General features: G+C 69.0%; 15 protein-coding genes. 10 read left to right on the top strand and 5 right to left on the bottom strand.

Features of this window, described 5'->3' with window-relative positions:
* Positions 1-618: 618 nt before the first annotated feature.
* A complete protein-coding gene (locus tag ACF088_RS29065) occupies positions 619-1,554 on the bottom strand; it encodes a hypothetical protein (protein WP_392378816.1) in 936 nt (311 codons plus the stop codon).
* A gap of 1,450 nt (positions 1,555-3,004) precedes the next feature.
* Between ACF088_RS29065 and ACF088_RS29060 the strand changes: the two genes are divergently transcribed.
* Both ACF088_RS29060 and ACF088_RS29055 read left to right on the top strand, forming a co-directional pair.
* Positions 3,005-4,894 carry a DNA/RNA helicase domain-containing protein gene (locus ACF088_RS29060; protein ID WP_392378815.1) on the top strand — a complete coding sequence of 630 codons (1,890 nt, stop codon included), beginning with the start codon at positions 3,005-3,007 and terminating at the stop codon, positions 4,892-4,894.
* 468 nt (positions 4,895-5,362) lie between these two features.
* Positions 5,363-7,333, top strand: a complete 1,971-nt coding sequence (locus ACF088_RS29055; RefSeq protein ID WP_392378814.1) for a DUF2075 domain-containing protein — start codon at positions 5,363-5,365, stop codon at positions 7,331-7,333.
* Between the two features lie 56 nt (positions 7,334-7,389).
* Here ACF088_RS29055 and ACF088_RS29050 read toward each other — a convergent pair whose 3' ends face one another.
* Positions 7,390-7,518 (bottom strand): DUF6408 family protein, encoded by a 129-nt coding sequence (locus tag ACF088_RS29050; protein WP_392378813.1) that lies wholly within the window; start codon positions 7,516-7,518, stop codon positions 7,390-7,392.
* Positions 7,519-8,645: 1,127 nt separating this feature from the next.
* On the opposite strand from ACF088_RS29050, the gene ACF088_RS29045 reads away from it, so the two are divergent.
* Both ACF088_RS29045 and ACF088_RS29040 read left to right on the top strand, forming a co-directional pair.
* Positions 8,646-10,931, top strand: a complete 2,286-nt coding sequence (locus tag ACF088_RS29045; RefSeq protein ID WP_392378812.1) for a hypothetical protein — start codon at positions 8,646-8,648, stop codon at positions 10,929-10,931.
* A 132-nt stretch (positions 10,932-11,063) separates the two neighbouring features.
* Positions 11,064-17,408: a hypothetical protein gene (locus ACF088_RS29040; protein ID WP_392378811.1), complete on the top strand. Its 6,345-nt coding sequence runs from the start codon at positions 11,064-11,066 to the stop codon at positions 17,406-17,408.
* Between the two features lie 293 nt (positions 17,409-17,701).
* On the opposite strand, the gene ACF088_RS29035 is transcribed toward ACF088_RS29040, so the two are convergent.
* Complete coding sequence (locus ACF088_RS29035) at positions 17,702-18,058, bottom strand: hypothetical protein (protein ID WP_392378810.1); 357 nt, start codon at positions 18,056-18,058, stop codon at positions 17,702-17,704.
* 258 nt (positions 18,059-18,316) lie between these two features.
* Here ACF088_RS29035 and ACF088_RS29030 point away from each other — a divergent pair, with 258 nt between their 5' ends.
* The 6 genes from ACF088_RS29030 to ACF088_RS29005 all read left to right on the top strand — a co-directional run bounded on the left by ACF088_RS29030 (position 18,317) and on the right by ACF088_RS29005 (position 23,617).
* The gene (locus ACF088_RS29030) at positions 18,317-19,648 is read left to right on the top strand and encodes a sensor histidine kinase (protein WP_392378809.1); all 1,332 of its coding nucleotides are present in this window, start codon (positions 18,317-18,319) and stop codon (positions 19,646-19,648) included.
* Complete coding sequence (locus ACF088_RS29025; RefSeq protein WP_392378808.1) at positions 19,645-20,367, top strand: response regulator; 723 nt, start codon at positions 19,645-19,647, stop codon at positions 20,365-20,367. The genes ACF088_RS29030 and ACF088_RS29025 overlap by 4 nt, the downstream gene beginning before the upstream one ends.
* A 198-nt stretch (positions 20,368-20,565) precedes the next feature.
* On the top strand, positions 20,566-21,327 hold the full coding sequence (locus tag ACF088_RS29020; RefSeq protein ID WP_392378807.1) for a thioesterase II family protein: 762 nt from the start codon (positions 20,566-20,568) through the stop codon (positions 21,325-21,327).
* Positions 21,328-21,740: 413 nt separating this feature from the next.
* Positions 21,741-22,094: a PRC-barrel domain containing protein gene (locus ACF088_RS29015; protein ID WP_392378806.1), complete on the top strand. Its 354-nt coding sequence runs from the start codon at positions 21,741-21,743 to the stop codon at positions 22,092-22,094.
* A gap of 215 nt (positions 22,095-22,309) precedes the next feature.
* Positions 22,310-22,720, top strand: a complete 411-nt coding sequence (locus ACF088_RS29010; protein WP_392378805.1) for an ATP-binding protein — start codon at positions 22,310-22,312, stop codon at positions 22,718-22,720.
* 669 nt (positions 22,721-23,389) lie between these two features.
* Complete coding sequence (locus tag ACF088_RS29005) at positions 23,390-23,617, top strand: DUF6458 family protein (RefSeq protein ID WP_088800475.1); 228 nt, start codon at positions 23,390-23,392, stop codon at positions 23,615-23,617.
* Between the two features lie 860 nt (positions 23,618-24,477).
* Here ACF088_RS29005 and ACF088_RS29000 read toward each other — a convergent pair.
* Positions 24,478-25,395, bottom strand: a complete 918-nt coding sequence (locus tag ACF088_RS29000; RefSeq protein ID WP_392378825.1) for a cupin domain-containing protein — start codon at positions 25,393-25,395, stop codon at positions 24,478-24,480.
* A 70-nt stretch (positions 25,396-25,465) separates the two neighbouring features.
* Complete coding sequence (locus ACF088_RS28995) at positions 25,466-26,374, bottom strand: zinc-binding dehydrogenase (protein WP_392378804.1); 909 nt, start codon at positions 26,372-26,374, stop codon at positions 25,466-25,468.
* Between the last annotated feature and the right edge of the window lie 624 nt (positions 26,375-26,998).

The raw sequence follows: 26,998 nt of genomic DNA, 5'->3' as shown, positions 1-26,998 counted from the left end.
CTGCAGGGGGGACCCTGTGGGAGAGTAGGACGCCGCCGAACAATCATTGTGGGAAAGCCCCGCACCTTATGGTGCGGGGCTTTTCTGCGTTCCGGTCCGTTCGCCCCTCGTGGGGCCTGGTCCACTTCCCCGCGTCGGCCTGCTCGCCAAACCACCAGGGCGCCACGCCGTCGGCGTGAAAGGGATCATTGAGCTTCACCATGATGTCCACGTCGCTTTCGCCGGGGACGCTGGTCTTGTTGGTGCTAACAGAGTACGGACGGGGACCGACTAACCGACTGCGGCTGAAACACCCGACCGAAGTTGATCGTTGGATAGGGGATGACGATGTAGGAACCCGAGCCTGCGGTCCGCCGCCGAAGGCAGAGGGAGGCATCTCGCTCGCAATCCCGCTTCGACCTGGCCACTGTCCGAGACGGCGGAGCCGGCCGCTTTCCTCCGCTTCGCCATTGCCCGGGCCAGAAAGCGACAAGGCGGGATTCCCCGGCGAGCGCCCGTTGACAGGCGTCAGGTCCCGCGCCCTGGGTGACTCGGCCGTCCTTATGGACCTCGATGTAACGCGTGGTGCCCAGTGTGTACGGGAAGTCCTTGCCGGCCGCTCTTCTCTGTTGGCGTCGGCTAGGCCCGCATGTCGGGCAGGCTCTCGGTGACGGCTTGTGCGTAGTCAGCCAAGAGGCGCGTCAAGCGGTCGTGCTGAGCGGAGAGTTGGTCGTACTCATCGATCTCCGCCGGTGTCCAGCGCGCCCCGGTGTCTTCCAACTCCGTCAGGCGCACTCTGGCCATGGCTGCACTGACGACTGCCCGGGACGCGCTCAGCAGGCGGTCCGCGGTTTCGCTCGGAGCGCGGACAAGCAGGGCGTCGAGTTCGCCGCCGGGGCGGGGAAGCGCCGGAATGCCGAGCTCAAGCCAGCAGTCGCCCCAGAGACGACGGCGCCGTGCCTCCGGGGCGACGTCGTCCACCACCTCGATGGCGCCTGTCCCGTTCCGCCGAATGGACAGGCCGGAACGCGCTGCCAGGTCGGTGGTCATGGTGGCGAGGTCGTCGTCGTTGCCGGGGCCCGTGCCCGGTGGGGGTGCGCCGAGGAAGGAGCTCAGCTCCACTAGCGTTCGCGTCTGTTCGTCCACGCCAGGCAGGACGGCCAGGTCGTCATCGAGCATCAGGGTGTCCGGTGCGGCCGCGCCCAGGCGTGCGTAGGGCATGGGTGTCCCGTGGACCGCGGATTTCCACGCCGTCACGGCTGCGTCCATCCACCAGCAGACGAATTCATGCACGGCGTCGCGGTGCGCTTTCGCGCACCGGATGGCCAGGCGCAGACGGACGGAGAGGAGCGTGTACTCCGCGTCGTACTGCAATCCCTGGCCTTCGGCGCGCTGCTGGATGCTGGTTTCGCTGAGCTCGTTCAACTCTTCCATGCGTTGCTGCTCAGCTTGCGACTCCTTGAGGAGGACGTCCGAGCAGCGTGCCAGGGCGGATAAGGCTTCGTCGATCTCAAGCGCGGTCATGGCCTCTGCCGGGGCGGAGCTGGGGGTGGGGAACGAGGGGTGGTCATTCACATCGGACTCCTGGAGAGTGAGGAGGTGAAGGGTGAGGGGGCTTCGTAGAGGTCCTCGCAGTCACGGATCCCAACCCGCGTTGTGAGCTGGGGAATCAGGGGGCTCCAGTGTGCGCGGATCTCTGACCAGCGAAGAGGGTCGCGGTTGGGGGCGGCCTGGCCGGTGCCTCTTTACCGCTTGTTGGCCGTTGGACACCGGAACTGCTGCCGACGGTAATGGCTCAGGGCCCGGAGTTCCGGAGGGCTGTCAGGACTGGGGCCGAGCCTTCCAAGACCGGGACAAGGAGTCGTCCCAGGCGGGCTCAGCATCGTTGTCGAAGGATGCAGCCCGGCAGCCTCGATGACGATCCGGGTGGCAATGCACCCAGTTGTCTTCGCGCCCGGACCGCGCTCAATGGGTTTGTGGCAATTTCGGCAGGTCGCCCGCTGCGTGGCTGACCGGAGGTTTTCGACGAGCTCGTCGATGCGCTCAAGCAGCGCGACCGCCCTCATTTCGGGGTCTTCCGGTGCCAGAAGGGCGACCAGCTGGCTGGATCCCTGGAGTTGTGGATGCGTTCAAGTGGATCGGACCCCTTCGGTCATGTCTGACGAAGCACACCCCGATCCTGCCGGACGTTGCCAGGGCGCGTCCCGGCAATGACGGAGAACTTCCCCTCGCATGCTCAAGGGGTGCTCACCACCGGCCGAGGGGAGATCGAACAGTGTGGGCTCGCCACTCCTCATCGGAAGGCTGGGGAGCGAGGCTTCGAGATCGGCGATGAACGTGGTTTCCCATCGCTTCGTGCCGACTTGCCACCGGTTCCGGCTAGCTTGCCGGCCGCGATCAGTGCTTCTACCCCGCCGCCGCCCGCGCGGCAATCGCGTTCGCTGCCGTCCTCCATACGCGTCCTGGTCGATCCGAAGACGTGGTCCGTGCCGACGAAGCGGACCTCCTCTCTCATGCCTGACCGCCCTCTGCCAGGCGAATTTCCCTTGTTCCGGGACACCCGCCCTGAATGTCAGCACCGCCGTGGTCGAGGAACTGGTCGCCGATGTACTCCTGGAGGATCTGGCCGCCGGGCCGGATGGCGTGGCGCGCGGTCACTGACCACGAGCCGACCAGCCTGTGCACACCTGCTGTCGCAGGTCCGTGACCCCTTCGCCCGCTACGGCGGCCGACACCTGGACCTCACGAGGGACCGGACGCCCCCGGAGCGGCGGGTCAGCGACGCCACGGCGCAGGCGGGTGGCTGTCCGGCTGACGTCTGGTGACACACGGCTGAGAGACGGCAGCAGACGCCGGAAGCGGCGTGCCTGGTGCCCCTGCAGCCGCCGGTACGGCTGTCTGTGCTGCCAGGTACCCTCGGACACATCATCAACGCGGCCCGACGGGCTTCCGCTCCGCCCCGGTGGAGTCTTGAAGGACATGCCCCCACCCGCACGAGTCACTTCGTGCTGCCTGGGGGAAGTCCTTGCTGTTCCGCGCGTCCGCGAAAACGGTCGCCGTCATGGCACTCGACGGTTCGCTGTTCCTGCACCCCACCGACCAGTTCGTTCACATGCACGGCTACCGGCCCACCGCCTCGGAGGTGCGTTCCTGGGAGCGCAGCATCCCCATCCTGGCCGACGCGCTCAACGACGCGGGTCTGGGGGACGTGGAGGTCATGCTGGAGTACGCACTCCCGCTGAACAGTAAACGCGCCGACGTCGTGCTCGCCGGAGTGCATCCGGTGACGGGGGAGCCGTCGTACGTCGTAGTGGAGCTGAAGCAGTGGAGTCAGGCCATGCCTGACGAGGACGACCCGATGCTGTGCCGTATCGACGCCTACGCACATCCGGTCCTCAACCCCATAGAGCAGGTACGGCGCTACTGCGAGTACCTCGTTCACTTCAACGGCGCGGTGGCCGAGCACCCCGGCCGGATCAGCGGAGTGGCGTTCCTCCACAATGCCACCGATGCCGGCGTCAGCGGTCTGCGCGCGATAGAGCTCGACGACTGTGGTCAGCTGTTCACCGGCGATCGGCGTGGAGAGTTCCTCGATCACCTCCGCGCCAGGCTCAGCGACAAGCACCCGGGCGCTCGCGCCGCCGACGAACTGCAGGCGGGCAAGACCGTGCCCTCGAAGCAATTGATGGCTGTTGCGGCCCAAGAGGTACGTGAACGTGAGCAGTTCGTCCTTCTCGACGAACAGCAGGTCGCGTACCGATGCGTGCTCAACGCTGTGCGCAAGGCGAAGCGGTCCGATCACAAGGAGGTCGTGGTTGTCACCGGCGGGCCTGGCACCGGCAAGAGCGTCATCGCGCTCTCCCTGCTCGGCGAGCTGTACCGGCAGGGCGTTCCGGCCCTGCACGCCACTGGCTCCCAGTCGTTCACCAAGACGATGCGGAAGGTGGCGGGTACCCGCAAGCGAGAGGTGCAGGAGCTGTTCAAGTACTTCAACAGCTTCATGACCACAGAGGAGAACAGCCTCGATGTCCTGATCTGTGACGAGGCCCACCGCATCCGTGAGACCTCTGCCAACCGCTACACGCCCGCGGCCCACCGCACCGCCAGGCGGCAGATCGACGAACTCATCGACGTCGCTCGTGTACCCGTCTTCCTCCTGGACGAGCACCAGGTGGTGCGACCCGGCGAGATGGGCACCTTGGAAGAAATCAAGGCGGCTGCGGCAGCCAAGGGCTTCGGCTGCCATGTCGTGCCGCTGGAGGGCCAGTTCCGTTGCGGCGGCAGCGATGCCTATCTGCGCTGGGTGGTACGGCTACTCGGCCTGGAGCCCGGCGGCCCGGTGTTCTGGGAGCCGGACGACCGCATGCGGCTGCTGGTCGCCGACAGTCCGCAGGAGATGGAAGCATTCCTTGACGCCCGCCGCGCCCAGAACAACAGCGCCCGTATGTCCGCCGGCTACTGCTGGCGTTGGTCCCCGGAACCCAGGCCCGGCGCACCACTTCCGTCTGATGTCGTCATCGGAAACTGGTCCCGCCCCTGGAACCTGCGAGGCGACCGCTCCGTATCCGGTGCGCCCCCGTCCGCCCTGTGGGCCACCGATCCTGCGGGCTTCGGCCAGGTCGGCTGTGTCTACACCGCCCAGGGCTTCGAGTACGACTGGTCCGGCGTCATCATCGGCCCCGACCTGGTCTGGCGCGGCGAGGGCTGGGTCACGGACCGCGCGGCGTCCAGGGACCCGGTCTTCAAGAAGTCCACCCCGGACGCCGACGTGGACCGGCTTATCCGCAACACCTACAAGGTGCTGCTGACCCGAGGCATGATCGGCACGATCGTTTACTCGACGGATCCGGAGACCCGGGAGAAGCTGCGGGAACTGGTGGGTGGCTGCCTGGAACGGGAACACGCCACGGGCTGAACGCACGGCGGGAAGCCCCGGCAGGAGGGGAGGGCCGGAGCGGGCCAGACGGGACAGCCCATTCGCTTTGCCCTGCGAGACTTCGGCTGGCAGCAATCCGGCAACTGACGTGGACAGCCATGGTCCTACCCACGCCTCCACGCCACTGACGGCGTGATCCGCACACGGTGCCTGCGGTCATGGCCGACAGCGGTGCTGCGTTTCTCGGTAAGCGGCCGTATCCCTAAGATCTCCGGTACCGGTTGCGGCCCGACGGGCTTCCCACGAGGACATGCCCCCACCCGCACGAGTCACTCGTGCCCAGGGGGGAACCACCTCGTGTCCATGCTGCTGCTGAAGTTGGCGGCCCAAGATCTGCTTACGCTGAATGCAAGGCGTCGTATGGTGCCGCACCTCGCCGCCCGATGGCGACACTTCCGAGGGGCTGACGCCTCGCTGACGGAACGTTCCGCGTGGGCGGAAAGCCTGGTGAGCCTCGCCAACGACCTCGTCGCCGCCGGTCGCGGGAACGTGGAAATGATCGTCGAGTGCGCTGCCACGCTCGACGAGGCCGAACGACCGGGTGATCCCCGACTCATCGATGTCGTTCTCGTGGGCCATCATCCGCAGGAGCGTCGACTGTCCGTTCAGCTGGTCGAGTTGAAGCGTTGGTCAATGGTGACCAGGGTGGAACAGGCCACCGCGGAACTGGTGCACGTACCGGGGATGGGTAGGAAGAAGCACCCTGCCGTTCAACTGCGCGAATACTACGAGGCTTTCACGAGCAGCAGTGGGCCGCTGAACGGGCTCGATTTCGAATGCGGCGGTTTCGCTTACCTGCACAACGCCACCGAGGCGTCCGTGCGGGCCCTGATCGACGTGGATGCCCCGACCGGCGCCTACGCGCGTGTGTACACGAACGACCGGCGCGAAGAACTGCTGTCCGATCTCCGGAGGAACTTCGCTGATGAAGGTGGGGCCTCCGCGGCCGAGATGCTCCTGCGGAGCATGGGTTTGCGTAACACGCCCCTGCTCGATGCCATGATCCGGTCCCGTGGAGACGACACCGTTTTCACACTGCGCGGTCGGCAGAAGGCGGTCGCTGACCAGATCCTGGATACCGCTGCCCAGGCCCTCCCGGAACCTCGGCGTCCCGCCCTCGTCCCGGACGAGCGGCGCGTGGTCTTCTTGGTGACCGGTGGTGCCGGCACCGGCAAGAGTGCCATCGGGCTCCAGATCAAAGCGGAGTTGGAGGCCCAGGGCCGGACGGTCAAGTACGCCAGCGGCAGCAGGGCTTTCAACGGCGCGATCCAGGAACACGTCGGCTACGGTGACCGGCAGTTCAAGGAGAGCTTCACCTACTTCAGCAGCTTCGTCACCCCGCCGGACCCAGCGCTGGACGTGCTGATCTGCGACGAAGCGCACCGCTTGCGGGACCGCTCGACCAGCCGTTTCTGGAAGCCCGAACAGCAGGGCACACGACCACAGGTGGACGAGCTTCTGGACGCCTCCCGTCTGACGGTGTTCTTCCTGGACGAAGGCCAGTCCGTGCGGCCGAACGAGGTGGGCACCGTCGGTCTGATCGAGGACGCGGCGGAGCGACACGACGCCCGACTCGTGCGATACGGCCTCCAGGAGCAGTTCCGGTGCGGCGGCAGCGACGCCTACATCCGCTGGGTGCGCGCCGTCCTCGGGGTGACGGACGATGCGCCGGAGCAGTGGACACCGGATGGTCTGATGCACGTCGAGGTGGCGGATACCCCGGAGGAACTCGAACGCATCATTCGCGCCGAAGCCCTGGCCGGCGCCTCCGCACGCATCGTTGCGGGCTACTGCTGGCCCTGGACGAAGCCACTCGGCAAGGAGAAACGGTTGGAGGCCGACGTCCGCATCGGCGACTGGCACAGGACGTGGAACGCGGACAGCGACACGTTCTGCCAGAACGACGCACCACCGTCGAAGATCTGGTCCGTGCACGAAAACGGCCTCGGTCAGATCGGCTGTGTCTACACGGCACAGGGTCTCGAGTGGGACTGGTGCGGCGTGATCATGGGTGAGGACATGGTGCGGCGCGACGACCGATGGGTGTTCCGCCGGGGCAAGGAGCGCAAGGGCCTGGAACCGGGCGTCAAGCGCGTTGCCGTACCCGGCTCGTTCGACCCGAAGGTGAGGGCCGGCAGCGTCGATGATGAGGAGTTCGCCCGGCTCGTCAGCCATGCCTACCACGTGCTGATGACCCGGGCCAGCCGTGCGACGGTGCTCTACTCCACGGATGAGGAGACGCGGGCCTACCTGAAGGAACTCGTCGGTGAGCTCCAGATCCACGGGCTGCGCCCCACCTGGGAGAACCTGCCGCAGGAGGCACGCGTACCGCACCTGCCGCGGCCGCGGAGGGGAAGGCGACCCCGCAGGACTCGGAGCAGGCCGGATACACAGGGGCCGGATCTGCGGCTGTTCTGACTGACCCTGCCGAAAGTGCGGAGTGGCGGGCTCTCCGGGCCCGCCACATGCCTGTGTCAGAAGACCAGGCCCGCTGCCGCGGTCAGGGCCGCCACCACGAAATTGGCGATGACACTTACAGCGACGTCGACCAGGATCTCGCGAAGCCGGTTACGACGTGCAGGCTTGTACTCAACGGGGTTCATGTGTAACCACTCCTTGGCATGAGCTGGAAGTGGCAGGGATCGCCCTACCGGGCATCCGCACTCACACCACGTGCAGCACGCAGTGGAAACCACTCGTCAGTCACAGCCGAGGATCGGACCGAACACCGCCGACGTACCCTCCGGGAAGGTGCGCAGCGTGAACAACATTAGTACAGACGTGTATTGAGCGGGATGGATTTTCTGGCCGTCGTCCGGCCGTGGTCACGTCCGCGGAGGGAACGCCCCCGTGCCGCCTGCTCGCGACTCACCCCGGTGGCTTCGGCATATCACTGCCGGCGCTCCGGTCACAGCGTGCGCCAGGAAGCCGCTTCCTGGCCTCGTCCTTCGCCTCGTCCTTCTCCGCGAACGTCACCTCGAGGACAACCGGTTGGTCGAGGTTGTTCTTCGAACTGCCTGCCTTGCCGGCACGCGGACTCTGGGCTGCCCTCTCCTGCCGTGCACGCTCGACATCCCGCCCGAGACGCCTACCGGCGACGGGACCAGCCGAAGACAGTCGAAACTCCGGAGGTGGGCGAACCCGCGGAGGCCGGGGCCGGGACGGTCAAGGAGGCCGTTCCGGTCCCGGCCTCGGCAGCGTTCTCCATGCCGTGCCTGGCAGCAGAACATGGACGGGCAGCGCAGGGACACTGCCCGTGCCCCGCAGATGACGGTCCCATCTCTCCGTAGGAGCCCGGACTCACGCAAGCTCCGGAGGATGGGCAGTTCACTCTGGTCTCCTGAGGGGACGGGCGGAGCCGCAGAGAAGGACCGCGCTCCGACCGATGACATCGATTCAGGATGCGCCCAACAGGATGGGGAGCTGATTTCTTCCAGGTCGGCGGCGGCCTTGCGGAGCCGATTCAGGCAGGCGGTGCCGCGCCGGGTGTGTGCTCCACTGCGCCGTCCCGCGGCCTTTGTGAAGGGGACGAAAACGTGGCCGGAGAGCCGAAGACGGGCATAGCCTGCGTGAAGCATTGCATGTGGGTCGGGACGACCTAAGGTGCGGCGGAGGTGTCATGGGTGGGGAGCCGCAGGGACCAGCAGCCGTCAGGAAACTCGGGGGACTGGCCGGAGAGCATCCGAAGAATTCAGCCGGGCATCCGGAGGACGGGGAGTGCGCCGAGGGGATGGCAGCTTCTCGGGCACACCACACCGTGGCCGAGGTGCCGGATCCGTATGGCGACCACGCATTATTGAGTTCTGCCATGGCCGAGGGCTATGACGCCGTACCGGCCGTGGAGCGGAATCGGTTGCTGCGGTACCTGGAAGCGGTCGTCGAGGCCCGCCGCACACCGGTGCACGCCGCCGTCGCCTTCAACGCCGTGTACTTCGGCTATGACCTCGACGGCGATGGCTACGGTCGCAGCCCTCTCCGTCTCGACGACTTCCCCGTGGTCACGCTCGGCGAGCGCGCCCCCGCCCTCCCCGTCGGCGCCATGGTGTGCGTTGCCACAGGGTCGGATCCGCTCTACGCCGAGATCCTCTACAAGGAGGGTGCCCACGCGGACGTGGGCACCCTCGGTGACGTACCGGGGTGGGTGTCCGGGGCGCCGGCGGGTGCCGAAGGCCCGGGCAGGCCGGGGGCGGACACCTCTCCACGGCGCCGGGAACTCCTGGTTCCGGACCCGCATGCTTTCGGCCCCGGGTTGAGTCTTTCGCCCGCCCAGCTCCACCGCTTGCGTACCCACCAGCGCTGGATCAACGAGGACGGCCATGTCGTCATCGATGCCTGCTACCCGTCGCGGGAAGCGGCCCGGCGCGGTGACCTGTCCGCCTACGCGGACTATCTACTGACCACCGCACGGGCGCAGCTCCTCAGCCCCTGCGTCCCCGTGTCCCTCGTCGAACTCGTGGGCAGCACACACGACGACGCGCTCCGCGCCGGTCTGCTCCGCCTCCTCGACACGGTGCGACGCATCCTCATCTCCAGCGAGCTGTTGCGTATGTGGGGCTCGTACGCCATGACCCGGCAGGCACTTGCGGCCTGCTGGCGTGACACCGGACCACTTGGTGGCGACGACCTGAGAACTCTCGCGGCGGCCGTGGAACGCGCGGCCACCCCGTCGCGGCGCCGCTACGGACTGACGGCTCCCGTCACGGTCTACACAGCGGTCGGACCCCGGCTGCGCGCCTTGCCCGGAGCCAAGGATCTGCTCAAGGGAGTGGAGTACGCCGCAGCGGTGTGCCGCGCGAACGTGACGCTTGCCGACGTGGTCCAACGGGACAGCAATCAGGGCCTGTTCGCGAACGGCACCCGGGTCGCGCTCGACGACGCCTTCGAGGGCGGGGGCATCTGGCGGTCCCACCACCCCGGTGACGCGGAAGGCCCGGGCGATCCTCTGGCTCCGGCCGGACGGGGATGGGCCGCAACAACGGCAATGACACCCTGGTCGGAGTCGGAGTCGGAGTCGGAGTCGGAGTCGGAGCCGGTTGACTCACCGCTTGCGGACGATGCTGTCCTCGGGCTGAGTGAGCTGGTGCAGACCGGTGAAGAAGAGGTCGTTTGGCGGCTGCCGCTGCGCCTGGGCCATCTCATCGACGGCTGCCTTCCCCTGCGCTCGCCCATCGCGGGGGAGCTGCGGGTGGCCTGCGGGCGGCAGCCCACGATACGGCTCGAGCTCGACCACCCCGGCGGCACCCTCGACGTCGGCGAAGCCGTTCAGAACACCGTCGCGGAACTCGGTGAGGGAGCCGGCCGCCTGACCGGAGTGGTCTGGCCCCTCGACTTCTTCCCCGGCCTGGTGCTCCAGCTCCACTGGTCCCGCGGCAGCCGGGTGGTCCGGGTGGTCACGACGCGGCTCGACCAGCCGGTGCAGGTCGGCCGGCGAGTGATCGGGCACTGTTACGACCCGTGCGTCCTCACCCGGGAGGACGCCCCGGGCAGTGACCGCAGCGGTGACACGGCCGTGGGCCTCGGGCCGAAGCAATTGGTCATGCGCACGGTCCGCCGCTGCGGGCTGCTCACACCGGAGGGCCATGCCCTGCTCGACCGCTGCGGCCTGCCCCTTGCCGTCTATGGCCGTCGGCCGGCGCGGGCGCAGTCCGCCGTCCTGGAAGCGGCGGTGGCGGAACTCCTCACCGAGCGGTTCCTCGAACCAGCCGTCGGCAGCCGTGACTCGACAGGACAGCCGCATTTCCCGGCGCGCCCGGGGGAACGGACCATACCGCTCATCGGCTACCGCCCCGCCCGGATACGCGTGCTACGGCCCTGGGGCGCCACGAGTCCGGCGACCGGGCGGATGCGCGGTGTGCAGTACGTACCCGGCCATCTGCGGCGTCTGTTGCCGGGGCGCTTTCCGAGCGAAGTCCAGCGGACCGCTTTCCGGGAGCACTGCCGCAGACTCGGCAAGGCGGACGGCTGGGAGCTGCCCGAAGGCTACACATTCGTCACCCAGCACACCCGTGGCCTCTGAGTCTCGGACCAAGCCCTCTCATGTGACCCACACCTGGCTTGCACCTTTCTTGCCCGACGTTTCTTGCCCCAGCATGTTGACGCTGGGTGAACGAACCCGTACAGGACGCATCACCGAACGGAGTGCTCACGAATGCAGGACCGCTACCACGTCGTCGCGGGGCCGCCGATGTCCCCGCAGGGCGTGTCGGCCGAGGGCCTCGGAGCTCTGGCCGCAGCACTCAATGCACTGGAACATCCAGCTGCCGCCGCCCTGGACGACCTGAAGGTCGACATGGTGGAACTGGCCTTCAACTCCCTCCCTCCCAAAAGCCGGCAGGGATTGCTCGGCCGCACGGGAATCCGTATGGCGGCTCCCCGGCGGGCAGGCAGCGCGTTATGCCGAGACGTCCTCGCCAGGCTGCAGCGCGAGGCGCGGTTGCACTCGTGCACCTGCGGTGTCACGGCCCTCACCCAAACCGTGATGATCGATGTCGGGAGGGCTGCCGTCGCGGAGGATGGCGACGCCGTCTCCGATCCTGTTTCCCGGTGGGGCGGGACCCTGGTCCGGGCTGCCGTGTTCGCGTGGTGCAACGCTTCGGTTGCCGACGCCTATGTCCTTGCCTGGGCTGCTGACCAGGGCTGGTTCGGGGCGGCGGCGGATGCAGCGGAGGCGCAACGACTTGAGGCCGTACACGCCGCCGCGCGGTCCATCGTGGAGGCGAACCCGGGTTTCACCCTCGGCGCGCCCGAAACCTTCGGGGAACCCGAGCGAAAGGAACTGCGGTCAGCGACGGCCGCGGACCGGCCGTCCGGCGCCGTCCGGGTGGGGGCGGACGACACCGCGTCGGACCCCTTTTCCCCAGGCTCGCCCCTCCCGGACGAGCCGGCACCGCACACGTCGACGCCGGAGACCGCGGTCACGGATGCGCCCGGAGCGGCGCCCGAGGGGGCCGCCGAGAACGACGCGGATCCGGAAGAGGCCTGCCGGAGGCTGGAGATCACCCTTGCCGAGGCGCTGCCGGCTGCTCGGCGGGCGACCGTGGCGATCGAGGACGGGCGCCCTCCCGCCGAGGACGACCTGACGACGTTGACCGGGTTGACGGCCGGATTCGCCAGTGCCCGGTCCGTGTTCGCCGCGGCCGGCGTCGATGTGGGGCCGCTACGCCTGGAGGACATGACGCGGGCCGCACAGTCGCATCGGGTGGCATGCGATCGCGACCGCACCGCGCGGGCGACCCTGGGGGAATTGCTGTCCATCGGTTGCCGGGCGGACAGTCCGGCAGCCTCCGCCGCCGAGGCCGTGCGCGCCGTCGCCCGGCGGCTCCTGGGCATATCGGCCTGGGGAGAGTCGGAACGACGGGAGAGCACCGCGCTCACGGCACTCTCCGACCTCGTCCGACTGGGGCGGCAAACGGAGGCCGCGGCGGAGATTTTGAACCTGCAGGAACAGGTCGTCCGTGTGCTGCCCGCCTGTGCCATGGCCGCGGTGATGGCACACGAACTGGTGTTGACCGAGCCGGCGGAAGCCCACTTCGGCGGCGAGCCCGGTGAGGCTGCCGGTGCGGCCCCGGGACGGGGTGTACCGGCTGCCCCGCCGGGCAAGCCGCACAGCGAGCCGCAAGAGACCGCCGGTTCCCGTGCCTCTGCTCCGGACGCCGCACAGAGCGCGCAGGCGGAAGGGACCGGCGACACCGTGGCGGACGCCGAGGGGCCGGCGACCACTCCGGCGAGGGACGAGCGCCTGGCCGCAGCTCTCACCGAAGACTCGGTCAAGGGAGCGCCCGAGCGTCCCGCCAGGGACGCCACCGAGAAGTCTGCCGAGGGCTCCGATACCGGGCACGGCGTGGATCCGGACTCCGACACCGACCCGGGGACGGCTCTCTCCGAGGCAGCTCCGGCCGACGTGCCGGAAGCGATGCCCCGGCCCGCTCCGCTCTACGGGGGTGATGAGGCACTGCCCGCGGCCCCCGGCCCCGTGACCCTGCGCACCGTTCCCACCGCGGAGGACACCGATACCGCGCCCACGGGCACCGTCGGAACCCCGCACGGCACCGAGGCCCCGAAGGAGGAAGCGGACCGGGGCGAAGACGAGGCTTCGGCCGAGGAAGTCCTGGCCCGGCTGGTCGCAGAGCGGCGCTTCGGACTCGCCCATCATGTGGCGCGAGCCGCCGGCCGCCCCGAGCCCCAGGCGACGGCACTCCGACTGGCCGGTGCGACGGCGCTCCTCGCCTCCGGCACCAGCCACGGCGCCCGGCTGGTCGCCGACCTCCTCCAGCAGCAGAGTGGTTTCGTCGGGCGTGATGCGGAGGGCAGCGAACTCGTCCTGTTTCCCGCCCTGTTGCGTGCGGCTCTGGTCACCGGTGACCACCTGGCGGGCGCTCAGCTCAAGGCCATGGTGCCTCGGCTTCCGGACGCGCTGGGGGAAGTGGCAACCACCGTCGCGGACCGTGCGCTCAGCGGGGCCCTGATGATTGCCTCCCCGCTGGTCGTCATCGCCGACGTCTCCGAGACCGAGGCCCGGCTACGGGAGCTTCGCGAACAGTGCAGCGTCCTCATCGCACAACAGCGGCTCAGGTTCGCCAGGGCGACGGACATCGCCAAGCGATGGCTGGCTCCCGGGGAGGGACTGCTCGGTTCGATGCTCACGGCCGTGATCAACGATGACCGTGACGTGTTGCCGAACGTTCGGGAGAAGGCGGAGCGCCTGTCGAGACTGTCCGAGATCAACGGCGAGATCGACCGTATGGACCGCAAGTACCGTTCATCCAGCGGCAAACCGCTTCAGGGCTCCGGACGGCACGACCTGGTGCATGTCGTCGAGCGTGCCGTGGGTCTGGCCAAGGAGTGGTGCCTGGCGGTCGACGGGGATCGCAGGGGCGAGCGGTCGGACGGGAACCGGGCCGCCAAGGAAATCTCGGCTCTGCGCCAGTCGATGCTGGCGCGGCGGGACGCCGTACTGACGGAACTCGAACTGCCGACGAGGCGACCCGGCACCGTCGCCGCCGCGGCCGCGTGGGCGGCGCGCAGTGCCATGGAGGAGCTCTTCGCCCTGCTGTCCGGCGGCACCGGGCCGGTGAGTCCGGGCAGCGGGGTCGATCCGGAGCTCGTGCTGGACGTGGAGCTGCTGAAGGTCTGTGACACGGTCGGGGAGCAGCCCTCGCTCGACCGGCTCCTGCCGGCGGTTGACCGCGGCTGGGAGGAGGCGCTGCGCGAGCGGCTCGATCGAGACGCGTTCACGGCGGCCCGCACGATCGTGGAACTGGCTGCCAGGGGGGCGCTGCCGGCCGCGGAGAGCACGGCGTTCGGCCCGCGGGCGGGGGCCGAGATCGAGGAGCTGGAGGCCACGAGGCGCACGGTTCTCCGGGCGGAGCACGACGACCTTGTCGCGGAACTGCACCGGGCCCAAGCCGATGGTGCCGTGACGGATGATCAGGACTTGCGGCTGCAGGAGCTGCTGGCCGATGCCCGCACGCGCCTCGATGACAACGACCATCGTGATCTGATCGACGTGCGGCGGGCGTTGGATACGGTACGGGCGGATCTGCCGATGTACCGGCAGGAAGCAACCGACCGGATCCGGGCCCGGCTCGACGCCCTGGACCTCACGGAGGACGAACGGGCCCAGGTGCTGCGCCACCTGGACACCGGCGGCCTGGCCACCGCGGCCGACCTCGTCTACTTCCTGGAGATCGGTGAACCCGTTCCGGAGATCGAGGCGGGCGAGCCCCATCTGACCGAGTTCTTCCCCGTCGTGCCTGACGGACTGCCCAAGGGCATCGACCACGAACTCGTCGAAATGGTCCGCTCCGGCGGGAAGCACCCGACCGTTCCCGTCCTGGACTACGGAAGCCTCTCCAGCGACGAGGCGGCACTGGCGGCGGACGCCCTGAACGATTGGCGCGAGCTGGGCGTCACCGAGCCGAAGGACCGGCCCAACGTCTCCGCCCGGCGCAAGCTGCTCCCGGCCCTGAAACTCCTGGGCTACGACGCCGAGAGCGCCCGGTGGCTGGATGAGCTGTCGCCGCACCGGCGCGAGTACCGCTTCCTCGAAGCGACCGGCGTGGAGGTCAACGGCCGGGCCAAGGTGCCGGCCTTCGGCTCGCAGATCAAGGAGCAGGGCGGCAACCTCCGGGTGCTGATGCTCTGGGGCCGCCCGCCTGCCGAGGTCGTCATGAGCCTGGCGTCCCGGGACCCCAGCGCGGCCAGTCTCCTGATCGTCTACTTCGGCACCCTCGGCCGGGAGGCCCGCGCGGAACTCGCCGCCCGATCCGACCGTCTGCAGCCGCTGCTGGTCGTGGACGACGCGGCCCTGGCCTATCTCGCGGCGCGTGGCAACCGGCAGGTCAGCACGGCCACGCAGACCCTGCTGCCGTTCTCCGGTGTCAACCCGTACATCAGGGAGAAGCGCGGCCGGATCGGGTGGGAGATGTTCTACGGGCGGGACGCGGAACGCAAAAGCATCCTCGACCCGCGGGGCACCCAGGTCATCTTCGGCGGCCGCGGCCTGGGCAAGTCGGCGTTGCTCAGCGACGCCGGGGAACGCTTCATGGACCAGCGCCCCGGGTTTCACCAGCCGGTGTACGTGAACCTGGACCAGGAGAACATCGGCAAGGGGAGCTCCCTCGGGCCGGAGGCGCTGTGGAGCGTCCTGGACCGGGAACTGACCGATGCCCAGGTGCTGGGCCGGCCCCAGGGCCGCAAGTCACAGAAGGACCGCGCCGAGCGTGTGCGTGCGGGAATCCGCAGCTGGCTCGACGGGGACTCGCGGCGCCGCCTGCTGATCCTGCTCGACGAGTGCGACCAGTTCTTCGAGGCGGACGCCCCTCGGTTCGACCAGACCAAGAAGCTGAAGGCGCTCGGGTCCGATACCAAGGACCGGGCCAAGGTCGTCTTCGCCGGCCTGCACTCCGTGCAGCGCTTCTCCAAGCTCGCGAGCAACGGACCGTTCGGGCATCTCGCACAGACCCCGAAGGTGATCGGACCACTCGCCCCGCAGTTCGCGGCCGATCTGCTGGTGGAGCCGATGCGGGCGCTCGGCTTCGAGTTCGAGGACGTGGACCTGGTGAATCGGGTGCTGGGTTACTGTTCGTACCAGCCGTTCCTGCTGCAGATGTTCGGCCACCGGCTGGTCGAGCTGATGCACCGCAAGCGAGCACGGCGCGGAGCCGAGGGGCCTCCGTACACGGTGCGGGTCGCCGACATCGAGGCCGTGGAGTCGGACGCCGCCCTCAGGACGGGCATCTCGGCGGCCTTCAAGGACACCCTGAGCCTGGACCACCGTTACGACGTGATCGCCAACGTCCTGGCGTACCAAGCACGTCACCACGGCCTGGAAGTGCGACTGAGCGACGCCGAACTGCGCGAGGAGTGCGAGACCTGGTGGCGGGAGGGTTTCGCGCAGCTCGACACCGAGGGGTTCCGGGCCTATCTCTCCGAGATGGTGGGTTTGGGTGTCCTGGCGCCCAACCACGACGGCCAGGGCTGGCACCTGCGTGGTCCGAACGCGCTGCGCATGATCGGTACGTCTCATGAGGTGGAGGCCCGTCTGCTGAGGGCCGAGCAGGACTGCAAGCTGGAGGAGAGCATCGTGCTGGAGGGGCGGCCTGAGCTGCCCGACGGCCGGTCCGCCCCGCTCACCATCACCCAGCTGGACGATCTCCTCGGTGAGCGAGCCAACCAGACGAGGGTCGTCCTGGGCACACCGGCCACCGGAATCACCGGCGTCGGCGACACACTGCGCGCGGTCGCCGGGCGCTTCGCCGACTGGCAGCTGCCGCCCATCGGCAAGCCCAGTGTCTTCAAGCAGGAGCTCATGGGCGGGCGTCCCCGCGAACGGCGCGTGATCATCAGCGACTTCGCCCGCTACCCGGCGAAGCCGGAGACCTGCCGCGAAGCCGTCGACCTGGCCGATACCCTGCTGCCCAGCACTCCCGGAGTGACCCGCGCCGTGGTGCTCGTGACGGACACCGGACAACTGGACCTGTGGCGTGTCCTGCTTACGGGCGAGGAACGGACCTCTGCGGTTCCCGTGGTGCTGCGCCGACACGACCGCCGCAGCCTGCGAGGCTGGGCGCAGCGGGCCGAGGCGTTCAACATGGACGAACGCCTGGACCGGCTCTACGCACTGACCAGCGGCTGGCCGCTCCTCGTCGACCGTGCGCACCGGCTGCACGGCGAACTCGGCGACCCCGACGAGGTCCTGCGGCGTCTGGCCGACATGCTCACAGACCGCTCGGCGGCTCATGCGTTCCTCGACGCGACCGGTGTGCTCTCGGATCCGATGCTCGCCGCGGGATATCGGTCCGTCGCCGCGGAGTTCGGTGGGGACCTGGTCGACACGGAGGCCGTCGTGACCGCCATCGCCTACCAGACCGGGGACGAGGAGGCGGCCCGGTGGGTCTTCTCGTGCCTCGATGCCCTGCAGGTGTTCGACCGTGAGGACGCGCAGCTGCGCCTGGAGCCTTTGCTCCGGCAGTGCGTGGCACTCGGCGTGTGACGCACTGCGGTGGTTCCCCGTCCTGTCCGCCCACCCGGCGACCCGTGGAGCGGCGGACAGGACGGGAGCCGTGAGATCCGGGGGAGCAGCCCGGAGGACGGCTCTGACCTGCGTGTTTGTGCCTCTCGATCCGGATGCCCGGATGCCCGGATGCCCGGATGCAGAGCTTCCCCTGTGCGCATGGTGTCGCGAGTGGCTCCTCATCCTGGAGCGGGCGGCAAAGGGCCTCAGCTCGCCGAGGATGAGGAAGAGGAAGAGGAAGAGGACCATGGTGTTTCCCGCGTGGGCCGGACTCACGCCCCAGACGCTGCCACGTGGTGAGGGTGGACGGCACCGTACGGCCGCTGAAAAGGAGCGGTCTGAGGTAGCTGGTCCAGCCGAATTCCTCCCACGATGTAGTAGCGCCGGGCCGTCTTGCGGCGGATTCGCAGTCCGGCGGCGGCGAAGCCTTCGTTCGTGACCCAGTGGCGGACCACCACTGCGGCGATTCCGGGCGTACAGAAGGTGGGTAGTTGCAGGAGGGGATTCAACGGGGACAGGCCCAGGCCCGCTCGCGCGAACAATAGCCACAGCCAGGTTCCGGCGAAGGAGATGAGGAGGAAGGCCGTCACGCCTTTGCGGACGACGGGTTTCGCATGGCTGGCGAGCACGAATACCTGCCTTTTGTCTTCGGGGTTTCTGGTGCCCGCGTTCGGGGCGGCGGTCCTCGTGGGTGAGTTGGGTGAGGTGGGTGAATTGGGTGAGTTCTTCGCTCCGCCGCTGTTTCTTCTGCGGTCTCCCCGCCCTCACAGCAGGCGGCGGGCATTCGGATCGCTGTCGAGAGCGAATGCTGATGGCCCCTTTTTCAGGGTGCGTTCTGGCGCTTTTGGGGGAGGCGACCGGGCGTGGCGCCGGGGTACGGTCCGGCCGTGCGTACATTAATTCGCCCGCTTTCGCGCGGGAAGGTGTTCCGGGACTGGCTGCATGCGGCCCTCGGTGCGGCGTTGAGCCTGCCGCCGCTGACGGCGGCAGTGCTGTTCGCGCCGCCGACGTGGCCGGTAGCGCTCCGTGCGCTGGGCTTCGTGTGTGCGTTCGCCGTGGTGACCGTGGCCATGGGCGCTCCTGCGACGGCCAGGCGCGCGAGTGTGCGGCTGGCCAACGGACTGCTGGGGGCCGGTCTGCCGGCCCCCGTGGACACGAAGGGGCCGCGCTGGGTCAACCGGCTGCGCACCGCGGTGTGGCTGGTGCCGCACATGGTGCTCGGTGGGGCGGTGACGGCGGTCTCGTGTCTGGCGGTGTTCGGAGCCGTTGCGTTTCCCTCGGTCTGGCTGGGCGGTGAGGAGCGCATGACCGTGTTCGGACTGTCCCTGTGGATCGGGGAGGGCGGGCGGGGGACGTGGGCGTTGCTGCCGGCCGTGGGGTGTCTGGCGCTTGCGGCCGGGGTCACACTCGGCGGTGCGGCGCTGCTTCGACGGCTCGCGACGCTGCTCCTCGGTCACCGGCCCGCCGAGCGGATGGCCGCCGCCGAGGAGCGGATGAACCTGTTGGCGCAACGGAACCGGCTGGCACAGGAGTTGCACGACTCGATCGGCCACACCCTGACGGCGTCCACGATCCAGGCGGCGGTGGCGGTGGAGCTGATGGACAGTGACCCGGCGGGGGCCAGACGCGCCCTGAACAGCATTGAGGAGACCTCACGGGCCGCCATGGACGATCTCGATCACGTTCTGGGGATGCTGCGGGAGGAACGGCCTTCCACAGTGCCCCGGCCGACCCTTGCGGACCTCGGTCCGCTGGTGGAGCGAGTCCGTGGAGCGGGTGCGGAGTTGGCAGTGAGGGGCCAAGGCGACCTGGCCCTGGTGCCGGCCACGGTGTCCCGGGAGGCCTACCGGGTCGTCCAGGAGGGGCTGACCAATGCCCTGCGGCACGGGGGGAAAGCCGGGATCCGGCTGCGGACGACGGTGCGGGACGGGTGGCTGGAGCTGGAGTTGACCAATCCGGTCGGTACGGGGATACCTGCCCGGCAGCGGCCCGGGGGACAGGGGGTGCAGGGGATCGGGGAGCGGGTGCGGCTGCTGCGGGGAACGACGCACGCCGGAGTCGTGGAGAGCGGTTGCCGCGACGGCAGTGACGGCGGGGACGGCAGCGGGAGCCGGGACAGCAGCGACGGCGGGGACGGCAGCGACGGCAGGGGTGGCGTGGACGCGGGGGAAACACGCTGGCGGCTCCTGGTCCGGATACCGCTACGGTCGGTGTCATGAACGCCTCCACAGCGCCCGGCCCGGACGCCGATCCGCCGGTGACCGTGCTCGTCGTGGACGACGACGAACTGACCCGCACCGGCCTACGGACGCTGCTGTCGGCCAAGCGCGACCTGAACGTAGTGGGCGAGGCCGGCGACGGTGCCGAGGCGGTCGCCGCGGTGACCCGGCTGCGGCCGGACGTGGTGCTGATGGATGTGCGCATGCCCGAGGTGGACGGGATCGAGGCCACCCGGCGGCTGCGGGCGCTGCCCGACCCGCCCAAGGTCGTGGTGATCACCACGTTCGAGAATGACGAGTACGTCTGGGATGCCCTGCGGGCCGGAGCCAGCGGGTTCATCCGCAAGCGCGCCCCGTCACAGCAGATTGCGCACGCCATCCGGTTGGTGGCGGCCGGGGACTCGGTGCTGTTCCCGGACGCGGTCCGCCGGATGGCCGCAGGCCGGCCCGTTCGACGAGACGCCTCCGTGACCACCGCGCTCACCGGCCGTGAGACAGAGACGCTGCGTCTGATGGCACGCGGGCTGTCCAACCAGGACATCGCCGCCCGGCTGGTGGTGAGCGTGGAGACCGTGAAGACCCATGTGGGCAATGTGCTGGGCAAGTTGGGCGTCGGCAATCGCACCCAGGCGGTCGTCCTGGCCTTCGAAACGGGGGTGGCCGACCCGGGGGCACGGACTGACCCGGATCAGCCCGTCACGCCGGCCAGGCCCGGCTAGCCCGCAACAGCAGCTGGTCCCCGTTCTGCTCACCGTGCGGGGTCTCGGCCGGCCGGCGGTCCCCTGGCGCTTCACGCATCGCAGGATGGTAGTGCTCGGCCTTGCCGCCGCCGGCGCCGCCCACGAGACGATCCGTACGCTGCTGAACCCGGCGGCGCGACCGGCACCCACCTGGGGCCGGCACCTAAGCTTTTGGGCATGTCTCTCTCCTCTGGTCCGCCCGCCGCACGGTGGCTGCGCACCTACCGGCCGGTGGCCGCACCCCGGCTGCGGCTCATCTGCTTCCCGCATGCCGGCGGCTCGGCGAGTTTCTACCGCTCCTGGCCGCAGCAGTTCCCGGCTGATTGGGAAGTGAGCGCGGTGTGCTACCCGGGCCGTGAGGAGCGCATCGCCGAACCCGGCGTCACGAGCATGGCGGAGCTCGCCGGACGGGTGGCCGACGAGCTGGCACCTCAGATGACGCCCCGCACGGTTTTCTTCGGTCACAGCATGGGCGCCTCCGTGGCGCACGAGGTCGCTGCACTGCTCGCCGGGCGCGGGGCGGGCCCGGCGGCGCTCCTTGTCTCCAGCCGGGCCGCTCCCCACCGCCTGCGGCGCCTCAGCGACGGGGACCTCACCGACGAGGAGTTGCTCGACACGGTCGGCCGACTCGGCGGTCCGGGGGCGGAGTTCCTGCAGGACCCCGAGCTGCGCGAGCTGTTCATGCCGCCGATCCGTGCGGACTACCGGCTGCTCGAAGCGTATGTGGCGGAGCCCAAGGCCCCTGCCGTGGACATTCCCGTCGTCGCCTACTTCGGGACGGACGACCCCGGGCCGGCCCCCGACGAAGTCCGGGCGTGGGCAGAGCTGACCTCGGCCCGCAGTGATGCGCGCGCGTTTCCCGGCGGGCACTTTTACCTCCTCCCTCACGAAGCCGAGCTGGTCCGCGACATCCGTGAGCGACTCGTCGCTCTTGGGTGAGGCACGAAGTGTGACGTCGGCGCAGTCTGCTTGCCCGGCCGCAGCGCAGCGCGACCCGGCGTGAGGACCTGTCGCCATCTGCAACGCCTGTGCCATGACGGGCCGTTGGGGTGCTGTCCGTGAAACGGGGGACTCGATGCGTGCGGCCTCGGAGGCATCGCCTCCCCCGGAGGCATCGCCTCCCGCGGGCCGGTGGGCGCCTCGCCGCGCGTCCGCCGTTTGCGGGTAAAGGAACACCGGATGGCTGTCGGCCCCCGGTTTTCGCCCGCTGTTTTGGATAGAGGTCCCGGGGCAACAGAGCACTGTCGGGATGACCGACATGCTGAAAAGAGCCCGTCACCTTTCCCCTTCGTCAGGGGATGAAGCGGGGACGGAGCAAAGGCCGCTATCGCATCGCGCCGAAGGGATTTCGTATGAGTTCCACTGTCTGGGGATATCTTCCCGACTCCGGGTACCGGGCGGGCACGACTCTGGTGGGGTACAGCGTCGAAGCCATTGACGGGAGTATCGGCAAGGTCGACAAGCATTCCGATGAGGTGGATTCCGCACACCTCGTCGTCGACACCGGTCCCTGGATCCTCGGGAAGCGCATCGTGCTGCCGGCCGGCACGGTGACCGGCATCGACCAGGAAGAGGAGAAGGTCTATGTCGGCCGCACCAGGCAAGAGATCAAGGACGCGCCCGCCTTTGAAGGGGACGAGCACGTGAGCAGCCCTGACTATCTTCATCAGGTGGGGGTTTATTTCGGTGGATTTCCCCTTGTATGAGGCGCGCTCGGTGCCGAAAGGGCCGGCCGCCGCCGGGGTGGCCGGCCCCTCCGGGGTGTTCCCCCGCGCCGCGTCGTGAAGCTGCTGCATAAACCCTCGGATACGGGGCAGTCGTCCGAGAACCCTCTCGTCGAAGTAGCCTGCTACGCGGCCCTCGGATGGGTCGGCGGTGGAACTCCACGGCGTGGAGACGGATCAGGCGGGAGGTGAGAGGTGTGACGGGTGCGCAGCAGACCCCGGTGAACAAGGCGGCGGAGGCCCGGGACCATGTTCATGAGTTGCTGAGCGCTCACCGTCCGGCGGTCGATGAAATTTCCATGATTGACGCCCTGCTGGTCACCTCGGAATTGGTCACCAATGCCCAGCGCCATGGAGATGGACTTACCGGTTTCTCCGCCCGGATCGTGGCCGACCGCCTGGAAGTGACCGTCGCCGATCGCAGTCGCCGGCAACCCGCCACGGCCATCGGGCGCGAAAAATTTGCGGTCGGTGGATATGGATGGCCGATGATTCAGCAACTTACCGCCTGCGTCGTCATTATTCCCACCTCGGGCGGCAAGGCCATTACGGTGACCATTCCCCTCACCTACGCGCCGCCTGGCCCGCTGATGTCCTCTCCCGTGTGACAACGCCGGCATCTCGCCTTCGCCGGTGGTGTGCCGTGTGCCGGCTCTTGCATACCCACCCGCCGTGGTGTCGGTGTCGGTAACGGCGCCTGAGAGTACGGCTGTCCTCCCGTGCGGGAGAACTGCCCCGGCCGGCCCGTCCTTGCCTGGCGAGCCGGCGAGCCGGCGGGACAAGGGAGAGGGAGCCGCCGGCACGGCCCGGTGCATTGAGGTGGAAGACGTGATGCGGGGAGTACCTGCAAGGGCGGCCGTGGCGCGCAGCTTTGTGCACGACCTGCTGCACAGGCAGGCGCCCGGCCGATGAGCTGGCCCTTGCCGATGCCCTGCTGGTGACGACGGAACTGGTCACCAACTCCCAGCGGCACGGCGGCGGGCTCCATCGGGTTCACCGCGCGGATCGTCAACGGGTACCTGGAGCCGGCGGTCGAGGACCGAAGCGCGCACTGCCCCACCACTGCCGCCCCTCGTGACCCTGGCGCCACGGGCGGATGGGCGGCCGGACCCTGGCGCAATGGCCGGCCCGCATCATCGACATCGCCGTGACCGCGACCGGCAAGACCATCCGGCAGGGCGATCCCGGTCACCCGCAACTGCCGTGACTCATGAATGTGTTCGGCCGGGGCATACGCGAGGTCAGCAGCTTTTGCCTACCGGAGGGAGACGACGATCATGGGTATCGGCGGATGCATCGGGCTGATCGCGGTGGGTGCCATCCTGACGTTCGCGGTGGACTGGCACCTGTCCGGTGTCAACCTCGACCTGGTCGGGCTCATCATGATGGTCGTCGGAGTGATCGGCCTGGCGGCCTATGTGAGCATCCTCAAGCGGCGGCGTGTACAGCCGCCGGCTCCCGGAGCTCCGGTGGTCGACGTCGAGGAGACGCGTACCTACCGGTGAACGACCCATCGGCGTAGACCCGCGTAAAGCAGCGTAAAGCAGCGTATACAGGCCCGGCGGTACCCATCGGTGAACGATGAGCCGGTGTAATCGGCCCCGGCGTCCCCGGAATGCCTCTTGCCGCTCTCCCGGGCGGCCGCTCTCCCGGGGTTGCCGGCGCCCCCGGTGTGCGGGCGGCCCCTGTCGTAGAGCGAGCGGCGGGCAGAGCGCCGTATGGCCAGAGAGGCAGTTGATGAGAGACCACCGCACGGCAGGCGCAGGCGCAGGCGCAGGCACAGGCGCAGGCGCAGGCACAAGCACGGTGTCCGTCCTGCAGAGAGCGGTACCCGGCCCTCTCCGCGGGGGGCCGTGGGCGGACGGCGGATGCTGACCGAGAACGGCATCGTCGAAATCCAGGACTTCATGCCGATACGAGCAGAGGGCGACCGGAATCACCGGCAGCGGCTGGTGCGGCGGGTGGCCAGTGTGCGGGGCAGCGCGCGTATCCGAGCGGTCATTGCACCCCGGATCCTGCCAGCACTTGCCCTACGTCAGCGGCAGAAGTTCACAGTGGCTCTTCCCCGGCCGCCGGCCCGGACAGGCGATGAATCCGGGCAGTCTCCAAGTCCACCTGCGGGAGATCGGCGTCCCGCCACAGCGCGGCAGGGCCCCCGCGATCCGCCAACTCGTCCTCCAAGCCCCGGCCCCGTCATCGCGAAGGTGCTCGGTTACCACGACAAGACAGCCACCCGCCTGGTCACTGAAGCCGGAGGAACCTGGAGCCGATACGCCTCCGGCGACCACACACGGTGACACCAGGCACGGCCTCAACGAGGAATACGCGACACCTCAACATGCGAGCCCACCAGTCCGAGGCCGGATCACTTGCGAAGTCGAGAACGGTACTCGCCAGGGGCCGTGCCTCGGGCACGTCTGAAGGCACGGCTGAAAGCGTGCGGAGAGCCGTATCCGACCGCGCCGGAGATCGACTCGACCGGCTCATCGGTATCGCGGAGCCGGACGGACGCCAGGTCGATGCGCCACTGCGTCACGTACGCGCCCGGCGTCTGTCCGAGGGCGGACCGGAAGCGCCTGGACAGCGTCGCCCGGGAGACGCTCGTCGCAGCGGCCAGGGTCTCCGTGGTCCAGGGGTGTTCCGGTTGGGCGTGGACACATGCCAGAGCGTCGCGCACGACCGGATCGCGCATCGCTCCCAGCCATGAGCCGGACTGTTCCTGCGGGTGGCGGGCCAGCCAGGCGCGTACGAACTGGACGAGCAGAAGGTCGATGATGCTGTTGATGGCGGCGGTGGTGCCGATCTGCGGCTGTGCGAGCTCCGCAGCGAGAAGTTCGACGGTCCTTCTGAGCTGCGCGTTCTCCCGGGCTGTGACGTGCATCGGCCGAGCGAGGGAGGTAAGCACCGGTGTGCGCACCTCCGGGTCCTGCTCGTAGTGCAGCACGATCACTTCCGTCTGCACCGGCGCCGAGCCCAGCCGCAGGGCTCGGCCATCGCCAAAAGACCGGGCCGCCGCCTCACGGTCGCAGGAACCCATCGTCACGCTGGCGCCGCCGGCTATCCCGTGTGCGGTGCCCGGCGACACCAGGACGGCGTCTCCGGCCTGCACCTGAAGAGGTTTCTCGCCTGGGGCGTGGAGCCACATGGTGCCGCGGGACACCACGTGCAGTGCCGTTCCTGGAGCGGAGTCCAGCCGCAGGCCCCAGGTTCCTCCGGCCTTCAGCATGATCCCGAGCGCCCCACGCGCACCCGACACACGCAAGACCTCCGCCAGCACATCCATGGGTCCATTCTCGTCCACCACGGCGAACCGCCCACCGGCGGACGAGGCGCATGTGTCCTCGTCCACAGCGTCAGGCCACGTCAAGAACGGCCTTTCCGTGCACCTTCCGCGCGAACAGCGCCTGGACGGCGTCGTCCACGTCCTGCCAGTCGCCTCGCAGTCCGACCGGTGCCGAGAGCCTCCCGGCGGCCATGAGGCCCAGCAGGTCCGTCAGCTCCCCGCTGGTCGGCGTCATGTCGCCGTAGGTGGCGATGCTGCGGGGTTCGCCGAAGCCGAACAAGGCCCCTGACGGGAACGTGGTTTCCTGCCCCGAGGAGTAACCGACCAGGTGGATGGTGCCGCCCTCGGCGAGGGAACTCCAGGCCTGGGCCACCAGTGGTCCGCCGACCGTGTCCAGGACGAGGTCGAACCGGTCCCCGGTCTCGGCCAAGTCGGTCAGGACCTTGTCGGCGCCGAGTTCACGGAGTCCGGCGGCCCGCTCCGGCGAACCGACGAGTGCCGTCACCCGGGCGCCCGCCAGCGCCGCCAGCTGGACGGCGAAGTGCCCCACGCCCCCGCTGGCGCCGGTGATCAGGACGTTGCGCGCCAGCAGGGAACGCTTGCGCAGCACCCGGAATGGGGTGACTCCGGCGATCCCCAGCGCGGCGGCGTCGGCCAGGTCCACGCCCTCGGGGACGGTGCCGAGCGAGGCGGGGCTGACTGCCACCCGCTCCGCCCACGCGTGGGGAGCCATTCCCACTGCGACGCGCGTACCTTCGGGCGGCCCCGAGCCGTCGGATGCGGCGCGCACCACGACGCCGGCCGCATCGTGACCGTGCACAGCGCCGGCCGGCCACTGGTCCACGTAATTCAGTTCTCCGAAGTTGAGACCGATGTGCCGTATCTCCACCAACGTCTCACCGGCGGACGGTACGGGCTCATCGACATCGGCGAACCGGACGGGTCCGGCCTCACTGTGATCGACCACAAGGGCGCGCATAAGGGGTGGGTTTCCTTCTCTCGTGGGTGCGCCTGAACACTCGGCGCTGCAGCAGATCGAGTGCGCAAATGCCGCACTGCCGTCTTCTTGAAACCCTACGCAGGACCGGGACGGCGACCAGACCCGTGAGAATCAATCAGTTGACGATCTGTGTCAGTGCGACTCGCGGCGCGTCGAGCCCTGCACCCGTCCGGTGGATGACGCTGTGACGGGCACAGACACGCCCGGCAATGTGATGATCTTGAGGCGTCAGCGCTTCCGTCGGGCGGCGGGGGCGGGCTGGGCGACTTGCCGGGCGACCGCGTCGACGCCGGACGGGCGTTCCGCTCCAGGGAGGGGACGGAGCTGTGGCAGGAGCGGGCCAGGAGCATCGAGGTGGAGGTGGCGCTCCGCGCGGGCAGCCGCGCGTTCGGCCAGCGCCTCCGGCAACGACGGAACGTCAATGACTGCGATGGGGACGGCAGGGGAGCACCATCGCCGATTCCGCCCCCAGGGATCCGGGCAGTCTCCAAGCCCACTTGCGGGAGATCGGCGTCCCGCCACCGCGCGGCAGAACCTCCGCGATCCGCCACCTCGTCCTCCAAGCCCCGGCCCCGTCATCGCGAAGGTGCTCGGTTACCACGA

This window comes from Streptomyces sp. NPDC015125 (assembly GCF_043080045.1).
GTDB lineage: Bacteria > Actinomycetota > Actinomycetes > Streptomycetales > Streptomycetaceae > Streptomyces.
This window is presented reverse-complemented; position numbering and strand designations above follow the sequence as displayed.